This is a genomic window from Nostoc sp. UHCC 0252 (assembly GCF_034931145.1).
In the GTDB taxonomy this organism is placed as follows: Bacteria; Cyanobacteriota; Cyanobacteriia; order Cyanobacteriales; family Nostocaceae; genus Nostoc.
On sequence record NZ_JAYGHE010000002.1, the window covers coordinates 82,209 to 96,444 of the forward strand.

At 41.4% G+C, this 14,236-nt stretch carries 19 protein-coding genes; 11 read left to right on the plus strand and 8 right to left on the minus strand.

Going from position 1 to position 14,236, the window contains the following annotated elements; translation table 11 throughout:
* Nucleotides 1–102: 102 nt before the first annotated feature.
* The 6 genes from VB732_RS01435 (at nucleotide 103) to VB732_RS01460 (ending at nucleotide 3,918) form a co-directional block, all read left to right on the plus strand.
* The gene (locus VB732_RS01435; RefSeq protein ID WP_323229033.1) at nucleotides 103–687 is read left to right on the plus strand and encodes a PAP/fibrillin family protein; all 585 of its coding nucleotides are present in this window, start codon (nucleotides 103–105) and stop codon (nucleotides 685–687) included.
* Between the two features lie 329 nt (nucleotides 688–1,016).
* A complete protein-coding gene (locus VB732_RS01440) occupies nucleotides 1,017–1,232 on the plus strand; it encodes a photosystem I reaction center subunit IV (protein WP_322640614.1) in 216 nt (71 codons plus the stop codon).
* Nucleotides 1,233–1,482: 250 nt separating this feature from the next.
* A complete protein-coding gene (locus tag VB732_RS01445) occupies nucleotides 1,483–2,349 on the plus strand; it encodes a DNA-formamidopyrimidine glycosylase (protein WP_323229034.1) in 867 nt (288 codons plus the stop codon).
* An 86-nt stretch (nucleotides 2,350–2,435) separates the two neighbouring features.
* Nucleotides 2,436–2,651: an NAD(P)H-quinone oxidoreductase subunit O gene (locus VB732_RS01450; RefSeq protein WP_114082812.1), complete on the plus strand. Its 216-nt coding sequence runs from the start codon at nucleotides 2,436–2,438 to the stop codon at nucleotides 2,649–2,651.
* Nucleotides 2,652–2,739: 88 nt separating this feature from the next.
* Nucleotides 2,740–3,723, plus strand: coding sequence for a malate dehydrogenase (gene mdh, locus VB732_RS01455; protein ID WP_323229035.1), 984 nt, complete (start codon nucleotides 2,740–2,742; stop codon nucleotides 3,721–3,723).
* A 15-nt stretch (nucleotides 3,724–3,738) separates the two neighbouring features.
* Entirely contained in the window at nucleotides 3,739–3,918 is a 180-nt protein-coding gene (locus VB732_RS01460) for a hypothetical protein (protein WP_323229036.1), read from the plus strand.
* Between the two features lie 60 nt (nucleotides 3,919–3,978).
* Here the strand turns inward: VB732_RS01460 and VB732_RS01465 are convergent, their stop codons facing one another.
* Together VB732_RS01465 and VB732_RS01470 are read right to left on the minus strand one after the other, a co-directional pair.
* Entirely contained in the window at nucleotides 3,979–4,311 is a 333-nt protein-coding gene (locus tag VB732_RS01465) for a translation initiation factor (RefSeq protein ID WP_323229037.1), read from the minus strand.
* Between the two features lie 94 nt (nucleotides 4,312–4,405).
* A complete protein-coding gene (locus tag VB732_RS01470; RefSeq protein ID WP_323229038.1) occupies nucleotides 4,406–4,891 on the minus strand; it encodes a hypothetical protein in 486 nt (161 codons plus the stop codon).
* Between the two features lie 339 nt (nucleotides 4,892–5,230).
* Here VB732_RS01470 and VB732_RS01475 point away from each other — a divergent pair, with 339 nt between their 5' ends.
* The 4 genes from VB732_RS01475 to VB732_RS01490 all read left to right on the plus strand — a co-directional run bounded on the left by VB732_RS01475 (nucleotide 5,231) and on the right by VB732_RS01490 (nucleotide 9,442).
* Complete coding sequence (locus VB732_RS01475; RefSeq protein WP_323229039.1) at nucleotides 5,231–5,914, plus strand: hypothetical protein; 684 nt, start codon at nucleotides 5,231–5,233, stop codon at nucleotides 5,912–5,914.
* Between the two features lie 37 nt (nucleotides 5,915–5,951).
* On the plus strand, nucleotides 5,952–6,944 hold the full coding sequence (locus VB732_RS01480; RefSeq protein WP_323229040.1) for an ATP-binding protein: 993 nt from the start codon (nucleotides 5,952–5,954) through the stop codon (nucleotides 6,942–6,944).
* Between the two features lie 84 nt (nucleotides 6,945–7,028).
* On the plus strand, nucleotides 7,029–7,973 hold the full coding sequence (locus VB732_RS01485) for a hypothetical protein (protein WP_323229041.1): 945 nt from the start codon (nucleotides 7,029–7,031) through the stop codon (nucleotides 7,971–7,973).
* A gap of 2 nt (nucleotides 7,974–7,975) precedes the next feature.
* The gene (locus tag VB732_RS01490) at nucleotides 7,976–9,442 is read left to right on the plus strand and encodes a DUF1802 family protein (RefSeq protein WP_323229042.1); all 1,467 of its coding nucleotides are present in this window, start codon (nucleotides 7,976–7,978) and stop codon (nucleotides 9,440–9,442) included.
* Here VB732_RS01490 and VB732_RS01495 read toward each other — a convergent pair.
* From VB732_RS01495 to VB732_RS01505, 3 genes are all read right to left on the minus strand, one after another.
* A complete protein-coding gene (locus VB732_RS01495) occupies nucleotides 9,439–9,654 on the minus strand; it encodes a type II toxin-antitoxin system RelE/ParE family toxin (RefSeq protein WP_323229043.1) in 216 nt (71 codons plus the stop codon). The genes VB732_RS01490 and VB732_RS01495 overlap by 4 nt on opposite strands.
* A complete protein-coding gene (locus VB732_RS01500; RefSeq protein ID WP_323229044.1) occupies nucleotides 9,651–9,917 on the minus strand; it encodes a ribbon-helix-helix domain-containing protein in 267 nt (88 codons plus the stop codon). Before VB732_RS01500 ends, VB732_RS01495 begins: the two co-directional genes overlap by 4 nt.
* A gap of 142 nt (nucleotides 9,918–10,059) precedes the next feature.
* On the minus strand, nucleotides 10,060–10,377 hold the full coding sequence (locus tag VB732_RS01505) for a hypothetical protein (RefSeq protein ID WP_323229045.1): 318 nt from the start codon (nucleotides 10,375–10,377) through the stop codon (nucleotides 10,060–10,062).
* A gap of 268 nt (nucleotides 10,378–10,645) precedes the next feature.
* On the opposite strand from VB732_RS01505, the gene VB732_RS01510 reads away from it, so the two are divergent.
* Complete coding sequence (locus VB732_RS01510; protein ID WP_323229046.1) at nucleotides 10,646–11,311, plus strand: Nif11-like leader peptide family natural product precursor; 666 nt, start codon at nucleotides 10,646–10,648, stop codon at nucleotides 11,309–11,311.
* A 252-nt stretch (nucleotides 11,312–11,563) separates the two neighbouring features.
* Here the strand turns inward: VB732_RS01510 and VB732_RS01515 are convergent, their stop codons facing one another.
* The 3 genes from VB732_RS01515 to VB732_RS01525 form a co-directional block, all read right to left on the minus strand.
* On the minus strand, nucleotides 11,564–13,150 hold the full coding sequence (locus VB732_RS01515) for a glucose-6-phosphate isomerase (protein ID WP_323229047.1): 1,587 nt from the start codon (nucleotides 13,148–13,150) through the stop codon (nucleotides 11,564–11,566).
* A 297-nt stretch (nucleotides 13,151–13,447) separates the two neighbouring features.
* The gene (locus tag VB732_RS01520) at nucleotides 13,448–13,705 is read right to left on the minus strand and encodes a cytotoxic translational repressor of toxin-antitoxin stability system (RefSeq protein ID WP_099102182.1); all 258 of its coding nucleotides are present in this window, start codon (nucleotides 13,703–13,705) and stop codon (nucleotides 13,448–13,450) included.
* A gap of 61 nt (nucleotides 13,706–13,766) precedes the next feature.
* A complete protein-coding gene (locus tag VB732_RS01525) occupies nucleotides 13,767–13,964 on the minus strand; it encodes a hypothetical protein (protein ID WP_069073153.1) in 198 nt (65 codons plus the stop codon).
* Nucleotides 13,965–14,236: the final 272 nt, after the last annotated feature.

The following is a 14,236-nucleotide window of genomic DNA, read 5'->3' on the forward strand; positions in this document are numbered from 1 at the left end:
GCTTAAGTCCAGCGATTCTTAGTAATTTTTATGCTTCTCCATATATGTGTGAATATCTTGTTTATGCTGATGGAAAGTGAGTGATTTTAGAGGTGACAGGCGATGATGTCGAAAGCGGCTCTCATGGATACGATCGCTGGTACAAATCGCGGTCTACTGGCTACTGAAGCACAGAAACAGGCTATCTTAGCTGCGATCGCCAATTTAGAAGACTTTAATCCTACACCCCGCCCGGTGGAAGCTGGTAATTTGCTAGATGGCAATTGGCGATTACTATACACTACTAGCAAGGCTCTTTTAAATTTAGATCGTCTACCTTTTTGCAAATTGGGTCAAATCTATCAGTGTATCCGGGTAGAGACTACCAGCGTTTACAACATAGCTGAGATTTATGGCCTACCTTATTTGGAAGGATTAGTCAGCGTTGCTGCTAAGTTTGAGCCAGTTTCAGGTCGGCGTGTCCAAGTGAAATTTGAGCGTTCTATTATCGGCTTACAACGTTTAATAGAATACAATTCTCCGGTAACTTTTATCCAACAAATTGAAGCAGGTAAAAAATTTGCGGGAATTGATTTTCCAATAAACAGTGATAAACAGCAAGGCTGGTTAGATATCACCTATATAGATAACGATCTGCGAATCGGCAGAGGTAACGAGGGGAGCGTGTTCATATTGAGTAAAACATAAAGTTTGTGCAAAAATACTGTTTGCGAATGAAGGTAAGCTATAATGTCCACCTTGTCAAGTAGGGTCTGATACCTTTTTAAATTTTGGGTGGGTAGTGGGGTAGGAAGCAGGGGAGCAGGGGGCAGGGGGCAAGGGGGAGAATAATAAATTACTTCTTATCCCCTCTGCTCCCTTCTCCCTGCCCCTCTGCCTCTTGTGCCCAATTCCCAATGCCCTTACCAAATTCAGACAAATAACTTAACAAAGACTCTAGCAGCGACCTTCAGGTTGTAGAGTGAAATCAATTAGCCCTCTAGATTGGCGATTGATAACTAAAAGGGAAAATAATCATGGTTCAACGTGGTTCTAAAGTACGTATTCTCCGCCCTGAATCCTACTGGTTTCAGGATCTAGGAACTGTGGCTTCCATTGACCAAAGCGGCATCAAATACCCTGTAATTGTCCGCTTTGAGAAGGTCAATTACGCTGGTATCAATACCAACAACTTTGCCCAGGATGAATTAGTCGAGGTTGAAGCACCAAAGGCTAAACCAGCTAAAAAATAGCAGCAAAGCTACAAGGGGGTTGTTTGATGCAATGATGAAGGGTAGTCTTAAGTCTGAAGTATGAAATCTGAAAATTTCAGTTCATTCATTCTTCACCCTAGCCTACCCTAATCAATGAAAGCCGCCCTGCGGGTATTTACGGTTTCTCTTGAGTAATAATACGAGCAACCTACGGATGTGGTAAGTTACTACTCCATATCTTATTTCTTAAACCCTCAAGTACATCAAAATTGTCTGCTTATCAGCTTGAATGCCTGAACTGCCTGAAGTCGAAACAGTCCGAAAGGGTCTAAATCAATTAACCCTTAACCAAGAAATTACGGGTGGAGATGTGTTGCTCAATCGCACCATCGCCTACCCGTTTTCTGTAGGTGAGTTTGTTGATGGAATTGAAAAGAGTGCGATCGCTACTTGGCATCGTCGCGGTAAATATCTCCTCGCTGAACTTTCTTCCCCTTCTTCAACCAGTTGGCTAGGGGTTCATCTGCGAATGACCGGTCAATTACTATGGCTGCATCGAGATGAACCATTACATAAGCACACGCGGGTTAGATTATTCTTTGGGAATCAGCAGGAATTACGCTTTGTCGATCAGCGCACCTTCGGTAAAATTTGGTGGGTTCCGCCTGGTATTGCTGTAGAAAGTATTATGACTGGTTTGGCAAAACTGGCAGCAGATCCATTTTCGCCAGAATTCACTGTCGAATATCTAGCAAGCAAACTCAAAAACCGCCGCCGTCCGATAAAAACTGCGCTACTCGATCAGTCTGTGGTGGCTGGATTAGGCAACATTTATGCCGATGAAGCCCTGTTTAAGAGTGGGATTTTACCTGAAACTTTGTGTATAGATTTACAGCTAAAGCAAATTGAGCTTTTGCGAACAGGCATCATTCAAGTTTTAGAAACCAGCATAGAAGCTGGTGGTACGACTTTTAGTAATTTCTTAAATGTCAAAGGTACTAACGGCAACTATGGTGGTGTTGCCTGGGTTTATAATCGCGCTGGAGAACCCTGCCGAGTTTGTGGTATGCCAATTCAACGGATTAGGCTAGCTGGGCGATCTAGTCATTTTTGCTCTGAGTGTCAAACGCTAGGGGGAATTAGGAGACGCGATTAATCGCGTTTTTACAGGAATTGTTACTTCTAATTCGGAAGTCTCCTAAAATGCAGATAAAACAATCTAGAAATTTGAGAGGGGAATTCATGGCAGTTAAAAAGGGAGATATGGTTCGCGCTATCCGCGAGAAATTGGAAAACAGTCTGGAAGCAAAAGCCAGTGATACTCGCTTTCCTTCTTATTTGTTTGAAACCAAGGGCGAAATTGTAGATGTTAAAGGTGATTACGCCCTGATTAAGTTTGGAAAAGTGCCAACACCCAACGTTTGGTTACGCGTCGATCAACTAGAAGAGTTTAAATAAGCAAAAAGAATTCAGAAGTCAGAATTCAGGAGTCAGAATTTATCCTGACTCTTGAATTCTTATTGATAAAAATCGCACTTTAATAATTATGTCTTCTTCCCCTAACTCTCCAATTGTGTGTAATTTACCTCGTGTCACCATCGTGGGTGCGGGTAGAGTTGGTAGTACTTTAGCTCAACGCATTGCAGAGAAAAACCTTGCAGATGTAGTTTTACTAGATATTATTGCGGGAATGCCCCAAGGTTTGGCGCTGGATTTGATGGAAGCTAGGGGAATTGAAATACATAATCGCCAGATTATTGGCACAAATAATTATGCTGATACATCTGGTTCCCAAATTGTAGTGATTACCGCAGGACTTCCCCGTAAACCAGGGATGAGTCGGGATGATTTGCTGAAAACCAATGCCAAGATTGTGGTGGAAGCGGCAAAAAATGCGATCGCTCATTCTCCCAATGCTATTTTTATTGTCGTCACTAATCCGTTGGATGTGATGACTTATTTGGCTTGGCAAGCTACTGGTTTACCACGCGATCGCATTATGGGTATGGCTGGCGTGTTAGATTCCGCCCGTTTTGAAACCTTTATTGCCCTAGAATTGGGCGTTTTACCCGCCGATGTGAAAGCGATGGTATTGGGTAGTCACGGCGATTTAATGGTTCCCTTGTCTCGTTATGCTACCGTTAATGGCATTCCTATCACTGAATTGCTGGATGCAGCCACAATTGAACGCTTGGTAGAAAGAACCCGCAACGGTGGCGCAGAAATTGTGGAATTGATGCAGACGGGTGGTGCTTTTTTTGCTCCGGCATCGGCTACTAGCGTGATGGTAGAATCGATTTTGCTAAATCAGTCGCGGTTGTTGCCTGTGGCGGCGTATCTGCAAGGTGAATACGGTTTAGAAGATGTTGTGATTGGTGTTCCCTGTCGGTTGGGATGCGGTGGAATTGAGAGTGTATTGGAATTGACACTCAGCGATGAAGAAAGAGAGGGTTTGCATACTTCGGCTCGATCTGTGCGTCAAAATATTGAGCGATCGCAGGAAATTTTGGCTAACAAAAATTATTCGTAATTAAACATGAGTTCGATGGCTCATATAGTGCAATACGGTTCGGTTAAGGGAAGAGACGCGATAAATCGCCGTCTCTACAAAGGACTGATTATTGTAGAGACGGCGATTTATCGCGTCTTTGTGGATAATTTATTTTTTGTAAGTCCCTTACTACATAAAACCGTCCCTCTCCGAGTTGGAGAGGGGCAGATTTGAACTTTAGTTCAAGGCAGGGAGAGGTTCGTTGAACTCACCAGAATATTTGTGCCGTTCGCGTTAACGGCGGGAATCCTGATCTGCGGGGTCGCCGTAGGGGTCTTCGCTGGCTGGGCGCACGTCACCAAACTCCCCTGTGTCTGCGGGGTCGCCGTAAGGGTCTTCGCTAGCTGGGCGAACGTTGCCGTAAGACGATATATCTGCGGGGTCGCCGTAGGGGTCTTGACTGGCTGGAATAACATTGCCGTAAGATGCTGGATCTGCGGGATCGCCGTAGGGGTCTTCGCTGGCTGGACGCACATTGCGATCGCGGAATTCAGCATCTTTATCAGCTTTATCGCTGTCAGATCCCAAAAGCAACTCCTTCGCCTTTCGGAAAAATTCATCTACCATAATCTGTCTCCTGATTTAAGTTCGTGTTTCCGACGTGCGCGATGGCGTTATCCTTCGGGAAACCCGCTTTCTTATTTACACACGTTTCGCTGATCTAAAGTGCTGGTGCTGCGGATGAAGTTATACCAGTTAGATCGCGACCTGTGGCACTCCGGTTATAGCCCTGGAATTCCCGATACTTTTGTGCCTCAGATTCCGGTACTCGGATTCCCTCTGCTGGTGGCGTTACCCAGTGAGCGCGATGTTCAGCATCGCGGTAGTATACACGCCCGTTCTTGGAAAGATAGTACTTACCTTGCGCTCCTTCTTGGGGAGCATTCTTATGCTGGTTGTACATATAGTAAAGTGCCGCAGCCCCCGCCAAAAGTGCCACTTTTTGACCTGTACCCATTCCTTTCTTAGCTTCGGTTTGGCGATCGCTGACTGTTCTACCAACAACGGTGTCATCAACAGGTGGTGGTACTGAAGCTTTTTGAGAACCGCCTCCGCAGCTACTCAGCAAGGGTACCATTAGCAGTGCCGAAAGTAGCACTGCAAATAGACGCGAAACTATTTTACGTTCTTTAAATATTGTATTCATTGGATTTCTTCATCACCTGTATTTGCTAAAAGCCTTGCTGTTGCAAAAACCAAGTTGGAAATCCTGTTATTTCACCTGGGATTGAAAAAACATATTTCACTTAATTTGTAACTGCACCAGCTACAGCGTTTCATTTATATGATGATCTGTTTTCTCAAGTCTTCCATCCTGCCTTTGAGAGAAACTGCGTTCATCCCAAAGAAATATATTGTTGATTTTTGATTAATCAATTTAGCTGAAACGCCGAAATGTTCAGCAATTTCTCGGTTATTTTTTCTGGGTAAATAAATTAGAAAGATACAGCTACTATGATGATCTTTGTCAAAAAATAGATTAAATATGACATCACAAAATACAGCCCAAACTAGAACTCGTCTCCTTTTGGCTTTGTGGGATTTGGGAGGAACGCAGCAGGAAGTTAAGAAGGGTCAATTGACTAAGCGAATTGTATCCAAAAGCCAGAAGGTAGCAGATTATCAGGGTTCCTTTGAAGAATTGCAGAATCAGGGTGCGATCGCAATCTCCAAAAAAGGATACTCTCTGACATCTGGCAAGGGTTTAGAGGTATTGGGTGAGGGTTTGAGGAGTGGCGATTTTAAGTTTGAAGGGACGATTGTCGGTACTTGGGCGGCGAATGCTTTGGTGAAGTGGATTAGTCAGATTGATGTTGCGGTAGCTAGTGCTGATGTACCAGTTAATGGAAAGGGTGCGTTAGTGAAGCTTTCCAAAGGAATCGCATCTTACAACGAGTTTAAATCTGTGGCGTTGGAAGTCTACGACAAGCTGAACCAGAACTACAACCTAGATGATCTGGTGCCAATTTATCGTATCAGGAGAGAAATAGGCGATCAGATCACTCGTGAAGATTTCAATGAATGGGTGCTGGAAATGCAGAAGAACGACATTGTTCAATTAATAGGTGGAGAGATGACAGATATCACCCCTGATAAAGCTGAAGACTCAATCACAACTAAATTAAGCGGATTACGCTATTACGCCAAGCGCCTCAATTCTGCAAATTAATCTAAATTCTGTTGTTTATTGTTGCACACAAACCATTATGACTAGTTCTCCCATTTCCTCTATTGAGGATATTAACGCAGCTTTACAAAATCACAACCCCTTTGCACTGCCTCCATACGTAGGAAGCCAAGAAGTTTGGGGCAAAGAATTTCCTGATGTGACAACTCTCAATGCTCATGCTTCTGATGCTGTGTTTCAAGCAATTAACCAAATTCGTACTGGTCAGTACCAAAGAACTTCAATTGCTATCACAGCCGAATCGGGCACTGGTAAAACACATATTATCAGCCGTATTCGCCATCGTCTTCAGACTGAGGGTGGTGCTTTATTTATTTACGCCACTGAATTTAGTGATTTAAATAATATTAAGCACGGATTCCAGCGTACTTTGGGGGATAGTCTAGGGAAAATTGGCAGCCAAGGAGTAACGCAGTGGCAAGAACTTGCCTCAGCAATCGCTAATCAAGCTGTCAAGTTTATTCATCCTCAAGCTCAAACTTTGTTATCTAAAGATTTAGTACAAAAACTTAGTCGAAATGAATTAAGTAAAAACCGAACTTTAGTTAATCAGCTAACAGAAGCATTCCGTAAGACTAAACCGAATCTTAAAAATCCTGATATCATCCGAGCTATTCTGTGGACACTTGCTGATTCGGAGGCGCTTTATGCGGTCAAATGGTTATCTGGCGATGAACTTGCTCAATATAAGGCTAATGAACTTTGTCTACCGAGTATTAATGGTCAATCTTTTGATGTAATTCAGCAAACTTTGGATCTTGTTGGTGACTATTATCAACTCGTAATTTGTTTTGATGAACTAGAATCTATTGAAATCAACAATGCCGGTTTTACAAAATCACAGGTTGTTGCTGGTTTGGTTAAAGAGTTGTTTGAGAATTTAAGTAAAGGCGTAATTTTAACCGTAATGATGCCTGCTATATGGATTAATAAAATTAAGCAACTACCTGCTGGTGTTCATAGTAAAGTTTCTGCTTATGGAAATCCTATTGACTTAAATAGCGTTTCCTAGTCTACTGAGGTACACCCAAATCTTGTTTACCAAGGTTAGTAGCTTTGAAAACGTACCTCACTAGGTTGGGAACCGCTAAAGTACATGAATGGAGATTCAATTGTTGAGCTAGTAGCTTTGTGGTTAACAGAATTCTATAGCGCCAGAAGTTTAGTACCACCTCATCAACTTTATCCATTTACTGAAACTCAACTGAGAGACCTGAGTAGGGAAGAGAAGCCCCCAGTCAGAAAAATTTTACAATGGTGTCGAGATAATTGTAAACCTACTGATATTGCCATTGATGAAGTAGAACCACCTCTAATTCCGAAAGAAGACTTAGTGGAACAAGCTTTTACAAAAGAGCTTAATCAAGATATTAGCAATTATTTAGATGACAACTATCTACTAGCTGATGCTATTTTATTTGGCTTCCAGACATTAATAAATAAAACAGTAGAACGAGTAAAAATTGAGCAGATAACAGAGAAAGTAAAACAACGAGGTGGTAAAGACGATTACCTGAATTTCAAGATTATTGGTAAAGAAGATGGGAAAAATATAAGTATTGGCGTTGCTGTTCTCCAGTATGCAGGTGGTAAGGCTTTAGGAGCAGGATTGAGAAGATTAATAGATTACAAAACCTTTGGTCTGACTCGTGGTTGTTTAATTCGCTCTAAATCAAAGGATAAAAATATTAGTTCTCATTTGTACAAGACTTATATCGAACCACTGATAGCGCAAGGAGGCGAATTTGCAGAGCTTAAAGAAGAGGAAATTAAACCGCTATTAGCTATTCGATCTGTCTATAAAAAGCGTGAAATAGACTATGGCTTTAGCGAGGAGGAAATTCTTAATTTTATTACTGATAAGGGTGCTGTATATCAGTTAGGAACTAGTAACACTCTACTAAAAGAAATTCTGAGTGATCCATCATATCAAGTACCTGAAGACATTCTTGAAAGCGATGTAGAAATTCCAGATGTAAGAAGCTACTCTGAATCATCTGAGCTTGCTGATATTAGTGAATTGGCTGTGGTAGTGAATTAAATATGAGTGAATCAGTTTTAATTGATCAAGCTATATGTCTACCTGCTCAAGAAGTTGAAGCTTTAATAAAAGGACAAACGATTGCTACAATACCCCGGATGTTTATTGATCCGGGGCGACAATTTGCCCTATATCCGACTAATACCTCAACTCTCTCATTACCACTTGAACCTTATTACAATGCAAATTTACAGAAAATTGCTGTAAATAACGTGGCAAGGGTTAATTCTGAAAGAGTTTTAATTAAAGTATGGGCTAAGTGCGAACTGTGCCAAATACTGGATGATACCGAACCTTTAGATGTCTTGTCAAAATCTACAATTTGGAGTAAAGAAGCATTAAAGGAAGTCTTATTACAATATCATTATATTTTTCTCGCATACCTACGGGTTTATGAGTTAGATAAACCAATTGAAGTCAGCATAACTTCTACAAGCCAATTTATCCCTTTATCACAGCCCACAATAGTTATTGAACCTAAGCCAGTTTTTAATGATCGCACCTTCGCCCAACGCAAGCATCAACTAGAAAATCGACAACCACCACTACACCCTCAATTAGAAGAATTGCAGAGTGCGATCGCATCCCTAACTATTAGCCAACCAGCAGCTAAACAATTAGACGACGATATCAAAGTATTTTTGGGTTGGAGTAGTGACAAGCTCATTAAGCTACCCGATCCAGATTTAGCTTGGATAAATGATATTGCAAAATTGGGCGATCGCAGCATCGAACAAGATGATAAAAAAACTAACTATCAAGCTGGTACAGATTTTGAAAATGTAGTGCGTGATAGCCTAGAACTTCTGGGATTTACGATTGACTATGCTCACAAAGGCGGTGCAGGTGGTTTAGATTTATTTTGTTCCAAACCATACCCATTATTTGGTGAATGCAAAGCAGGTAGAAAGATTCCCAATGATACCGCAGTGCAACTATTGAATTTGGGAATGCTGCGCCGACCAGACCTTTTTAGTCAGGCTGCTAAATTAATTATTGGCCCTGGTGAACCAACAACCCAACTACAAGACGCTGCAAAAATACAAGGTATGGCTATCATTAAACCAGAAACGCTTCAGAAGTTAGTTAAATTACAAAGCAATCATTGCAACTCAGTAGACTTATTTAAGTTAAAAGAATATTTAAAAGCAGGCCAATCTGATGAGGAAATAGAAAAATATATTGACCAAATTTATACAGATATTAATCTGCGATCGCAGATTATCACAGCAGTCAAAGAACTTTCTGAACAAGACAACGAAACTGCAAAAGCTACACATCCGAGTTTCACAGTTACAGAAATTCGCGTTCATTATAATGCTACTCATAATCCCCGGCTAAATGATGAAGTGGTTCACGATTTACTGATTGAACTTTCCTCACCTTTAACAGGCTATTTAGGACGAATAAAAGGCAGTAATTGGAATAGCGATCGCTTTTACTTTCTCCGCGATTTACTCGTTAACTAAAGAATGATGTAATTATCCAAAGGAACACCGCGCAAATCAGGTTTAATATTTCCGTAGCTGCGTCCCATATTGGGGAAATTAGCTAAATATCTACACTTTTTATCAAATTTCTCAACAAAATGCTCCCCAGCATCAATATTTATTCTAACAAAATAATCAATAATTTCTGATAGATCCTGACTTGCTTTTGGAGAAATAATATGTTGCTTCATCCTTGAAATTCTCTCGCTTTACGAAGTTTTCCCCGCAATTGTTCAACTACAACTTCCCCATCAATACCTTCTCCTCTATCCAGTTGATCAATAGCAACCTCAACTTTTTCCCGTGTTTCTTCAACCCATTGCTGATAACCTTTTTCGCACTCTAATAGCAACTTCAACGCTTTACTAATAACTTCTTCAGGATTTGAGTATCTCCCTGTAGCAATTTGGGCTTGGATAATTTGCTCTAGTTCAGGTTTAATTTGGATATTCATAATTTATATCTCCAGTTTATTAAGAGCTTTAACCTTGTTATAACAAAAATTAAAGTAAGTTAATTTTAAGAGCGATCGCAGTTATCCTAAAGTTACTCAATTTCAAAAAATAGTTGCCCATTATCTCCAAAGTCCCCTTGAATCATATTGTGCCAGTTGTTCCCATTTCATTTAAACAGAATACACAATGTCTACTATTTGAGTATTTTTCAAGGGATTTTTTATGAGCTTGCATTTTATCCACATCAATTAAGTAATCACCACTATCTGGCTCTACTGCAATATACCAGCCGTAGTGTTCCTGAATCAAATCGGGACGTACACGCTCAAAAATTACCCGACAACGCTGATAAAATACTTCATCTTCAGCTTTGCGTCTAGCAAGTTCTTCTGGTGGTAAAGTCCGCTCTGGAAAAATTCTACCCCGACGTGCAGGTTGTTTTGCAGTTGATTCAGTCATATAGCAATCCTACTTATTGATGCTGGTTTAACTTTATTTTATGAGAAGTAATAACTAGCGATCGCATAACCCGCCGCAGGTATCGCCATTTTTCTCAGTAATTTTATTTTTAGTAACAAACGCTACAGAAATTTTCCACTTAGCTACTGTGTAATTTCATTTACATTAACCAAGAGATTTAGTACTGTCGAAGAAACACATTATACTTACTACACTGGTGTTCATTAATAACTAACTGTACCAAGTTTAAAACTTAGTGAAATGACCCATGTATTATCAAATTTGGAATTTCTTTCTTAAAGAAGATAAATACATTTACTGGAAAGAGAAAACAAAAATTAACAAAACTTTTGACAAAGTTACATGGCAAAAGATTATTGATTTTTTGTTACTAGTAGAGCAAACTTTCCAATTGAAAAGTCAACTAGCAGAAACCGATAGTCTTGAACCGTTTCTCAAGTTAGCAACAGAAAATGGTTACAATTTGACAGCCGAAGAACTTGCTTGGTTTTTAGTTACAAGAAGACAGATTTGGGATCTTTTTGATTTTGCACAAAAAACGTCATCTCTCAAAGAAGAGTTGCTAATCGCTAAAGATCCCCAGCAGTTCGTCAACATAGCTGGTGATAATGGCTATTACTTTTCTGTAGAAGAGTTAGCTTGGCTGCTAATTGAAATCAAATCATCGCCAGAAATAGTATCTATCAACAACAGTGTTGGGGAGATTCTCACAGGTTCAAACTACGGCAGAATTGACATAGGATACTGGATTTGGCTAGCAGAAGATTGGGGAATTGTGCCCCCATTCTGTCATCGAAATCAACCTGTTAATTTATTATCTGGAAATACCAATAATCCTTTTTTACTCGATCGCTGTTTTCTACCCAAGAGCTATTTTAATCAACGCCTTTTGGTAAGTATTAATTCGCAATGATGTATATAGCAATCTGTGCAGGAGTTACGAATAAAAAGATACCCGACTTCTTGAAGAAGTCGGGTATCTAAGCCTCTGCACGTAGCTGCGTATAAATTCCATTTATAAAATAGAATTACGAATTACGAATTACGAATTATACAGTGAAGCATCCTAGACGGAAGAAAAAACCTCTATCTAGGATGCTTCACAATAAAAAATTGTTGCTGATACAACAATTATGGACAAAATGTGATGTTTGGACTAGAACTGTCAGCTAGCAGAAACGGTTAAACTGCCGGGTTTCTGAAGATCACCTTGCAAAACCACGCCTCGTTGATTTGCATGGATATGACGCAAAATCTTGTAAATTGCCTCAACTTGCTCTGATGCGCCTGCTTTCTCTGCAAGTTCATCAAGAGAAATAGGAGCTTTTTCTTTTTGTAAAACTGCTACCACTCGTGTTTGCAAATCGAGAATGGAGGCGGCTGCTTTTTTGCCAGCTTCTACCCCTGGCTGATGGTAGGCGTTGACGTTGACTAAGCTAGCGTATAAACCAACAGCACGTTCATACAAAGCAATTAATGCCCCTACAATTCGGGGGTTAACTTGGGGAATCGTGACTGTAATCGAATCGCGGTGATTTTCATAAAGCGCTTGTCGGGTTCCTTGGAGGAAACCGGAAAGATAATCGCCTGATGTAACTCCTGGATCTATTTCAGTGGATGGCCCCTGACGATCTTCCAACACTTCAATGAAGGTAGCAAAGAAATTCGCTACACCTTCACGTAACTGCTGAACGTAAGCGTGTTGATCTGTTGAACCTTTGTTGCCATAAACGGCGATACCTTGATGCACAACATTGCCGTCTAAATCTTTTTCCTTGCCCAAAGATTCCATCACCAGCTGTTGCAAATAGCGACTGAATAAAAATAAGCTGTCCTTGTAAGGTAAGACAACCATATCTTTTTCGCCTTTTCCGTTACCAGCAAAGTACCAAGACAAAGCTAGCAACGCTGCTGGATTATTTTTCACATCTGGGACGCGGGTAGCGTCATCCATCTCTTTTGCACCATCTAGCATGGCGCGAACATCAATGCCCTGCAATGCGGCTGGTACTAGCCCCACAGCAGACATTTCTGAGGTGCGTCCTCCTACCCAGTCATACATGGGGAATCTAGCCAGCCAACCTTCATCTTTGGCTAGTTTATCGAGGTTGCTGTCAACGCTGGTAATTGCTACCGCATATTGAGCAAATTCCAAATTGTGTCCGGCGTAGGCTTTTTTAACTTCAATCATGCCGTTACGAGGTTCCGGCGTTCCTCCAGATTTGGAGATTACCAATACCAAAGTGCTGGCGAGGCTATTTCGTAGATGATTAAGAACGCGATCAATACCTGCTGGATCGTTGTTATCGATAAAGTGAAGTTTCAGGGGCGGGAAATCAGGAGCGAGAGCTTCTGCGACGAATTGGGGGCCGAGGGCGGAACCACCAATGCCAATGGAGATAATATCCGTGAAGCGGCTTGCTCTGGGAGGATGAATAGCACCTGTTTGGACTTTTTCCGCAAAGGCTTCGATTTGTTCTAGGGTTTGGACAATTTCTTGTGTAAGTTCTGGAGTTGGCGCTAAATCAGGATTTCGCAGCCAATAGTGTCCAACCATGCGATTCTCGTCAGGATTTGCGATCGCACCCTTCTCCAGTTCAGCCATATCCGCAAACGCCTTGTCAAACTTCGGCTGCAACGATTCCACAAAGGCATCATCGAACCGGATTCGACTCACATCTAAGTACAGTCCTAATCCCTCGTGGAAATATAACCAGTTTTGGTATCGTTGCCAAAGTGCCCTAGCATCCATAGGGAAATCTCAAATAAAGTGTTTTTCAAAAACCAGTTTAATGGAAGGTTATAGCGATCCCTGCCTAGCGTTATACAGTTTACAGTTTTAAGTGTCCTGTTGACCGTGCCAATTTTAGATTTTAGATTTTAGATACTTCGACTCCGCTCAGTACAAGTTTTAGATTAAAAATTGTTTCGGTTGATGCCCCGCACTTCATATACCAGACGCTACCGCGAACGTGCCAAGAAAGCGAACGTGGGTGGAACAAACCCAAAATCCGCAATTCCAAAATCCAAAATTGATTGGCTCCTCACTTCACACATCTGGCATAGGGATGACACGCAGAAATTTCACGATTTCACCCCTAATTTCTATACCAATCAGGTAATTGTCTAAGGTGAAGCGGTGAAAAATGCCTTCACTATCAAGCTGTCGCAGTTCTTTTAAATCAGTCAGTTGCCACTTTTGGGCTAACTCAATAAAGACAAAATCATGCACCCGCTCGTAGGCGGCAGGTTCTAAATTCTTCAGGTCTAACAAAAAAGACCTTGCATAGCGCATTTCCAGACTCACTAGGTGTTACCTTAACCAAAACTTCAGGGCCACTGGCACTAGAAAAGAAAGCGCTGCTGAATCAGAAAAACATCAACAGTCGTACCGCTTCTTCATGGGTTAAGATATCCCACGGTTGCTGCGATCGCTTAACTTGTTGTATCGCTTTCAGCATATAGAAGTCACAATGTAAAGCTTCGAGAACGTCCCAAATGTCTTGCAAATCATCATCGGCTAACTGCTCGATTAAGTGATGCATTCTCAGTCGCAGCAAATTCATAGACCAATTTTTACCTACAACCCAACACCAACAATAAATAGTATTCCCACAAAATTAGCAAAGGTTAACGGCAATGTAGCACTATGCTGAAGCTACGCTAAAATTTATTCGCCAAGCGTTGAGGGTAGAGGGGCAGGGGGCAGGGGGGCAGGGAGCAGGGGGCAGGGAGCAGGGAGCAGGGAGCAGGGGGCAGGGGAAACAGAGGGACAAGGGGACAAAAGTTTAGAACTTACAACAAGTCTTTCGCCTTGTCCCCAATTCCCAATTCCCAA

What these genes read in the sequence shown, in the direction of transcription:
- VB732_RS01435 (WP_323229033.1), top strand. Translation starts at nt 103, where the DNA reads ATGATGTCGAAAGCGGCTCTCATGGATACGATCGCTGGTACAAATCGC.
- VB732_RS01450 (WP_114082812.1), top strand. Translation starts at nt 2,436, where the DNA reads ATGGCAGTTAAAAAGGGAGATATGGTTCGCGCTATCCGCGAGAAATTG.
- VB732_RS01440 (WP_322640614.1), top strand. Translation starts at nt 1,017, where the DNA reads ATGGTTCAACGTGGTTCTAAAGTACGTATTCTCCGCCCTGAATCCTAC.
- VB732_RS01465 (WP_323229037.1), bottom strand. Translation starts at nt 4,311, where the DNA reads ATGGTAGATGAATTTTTCCGAAAGGCGAAGGAGTTGCTTTTGGGATCT.
- VB732_RS01500 (WP_323229044.1), bottom strand. Translation starts at nt 9,917, where the DNA reads ATGAATATCCAAATTAAACCTGAACTAGAGCAAATTATCCAAGCCCAA.
- VB732_RS01510 (WP_323229046.1), top strand. Translation starts at nt 10,646, where the DNA reads ATGTATTATCAAATTTGGAATTTCTTTCTTAAAGAAGATAAATACATT.
- VB732_RS01460 (WP_323229036.1), top strand. Translation starts at nt 3,739, where the DNA reads ATGGCTCATATAGTGCAATACGGTTCGGTTAAGGGAAGAGACGCGATA.
- VB732_RS01525 (WP_069073153.1), bottom strand. Translation starts at nt 13,964, where the DNA reads ATGAATTTGCTGCGACTGAGAATGCATCACTTAATCGAGCAGTTAGCC.
- VB732_RS01475 (WP_323229039.1), top strand. Translation starts at nt 5,231, where the DNA reads ATGACATCACAAAATACAGCCCAAACTAGAACTCGTCTCCTTTTGGCT.
- VB732_RS01485 (WP_323229041.1), top strand. Translation starts at nt 7,029, where the DNA reads ATGAATGGAGATTCAATTGTTGAGCTAGTAGCTTTGTGGTTAACAGAA.
- VB732_RS01505 (WP_323229045.1), bottom strand. Translation starts at nt 10,377, where the DNA reads ATGACTGAATCAACTGCAAAACAACCTGCACGTCGGGGTAGAATTTTT.
- VB732_RS01490 (WP_323229042.1), top strand. Translation starts at nt 7,976, where the DNA reads ATGAGTGAATCAGTTTTAATTGATCAAGCTATATGTCTACCTGCTCAA.
- mdh (WP_323229035.1), top strand. Translation starts at nt 2,740, where the DNA reads ATGTCTTCTTCCCCTAACTCTCCAATTGTGTGTAATTTACCTCGTGTC.
- VB732_RS01480 (WP_323229040.1), top strand. Translation starts at nt 5,952, where the DNA reads ATGACTAGTTCTCCCATTTCCTCTATTGAGGATATTAACGCAGCTTTA.
- VB732_RS01445 (WP_323229034.1), top strand. Translation starts at nt 1,483, where the DNA reads ATGCCTGAACTGCCTGAAGTCGAAACAGTCCGAAAGGGTCTAAATCAA.
- VB732_RS01515 (WP_323229047.1), bottom strand. Translation starts at nt 13,150, where the DNA reads ATGGATGCTAGGGCACTTTGGCAACGATACCAAAACTGGTTATATTTC.
- VB732_RS01495 (WP_323229043.1), bottom strand. Translation starts at nt 9,654, where the DNA reads ATGAAGCAACATATTATTTCTCCAAAAGCAAGTCAGGATCTATCAGAA.
- VB732_RS01470 (WP_323229038.1), bottom strand. Translation starts at nt 4,891, where the DNA reads ATGAATACAATATTTAAAGAACGTAAAATAGTTTCGCGTCTATTTGCA.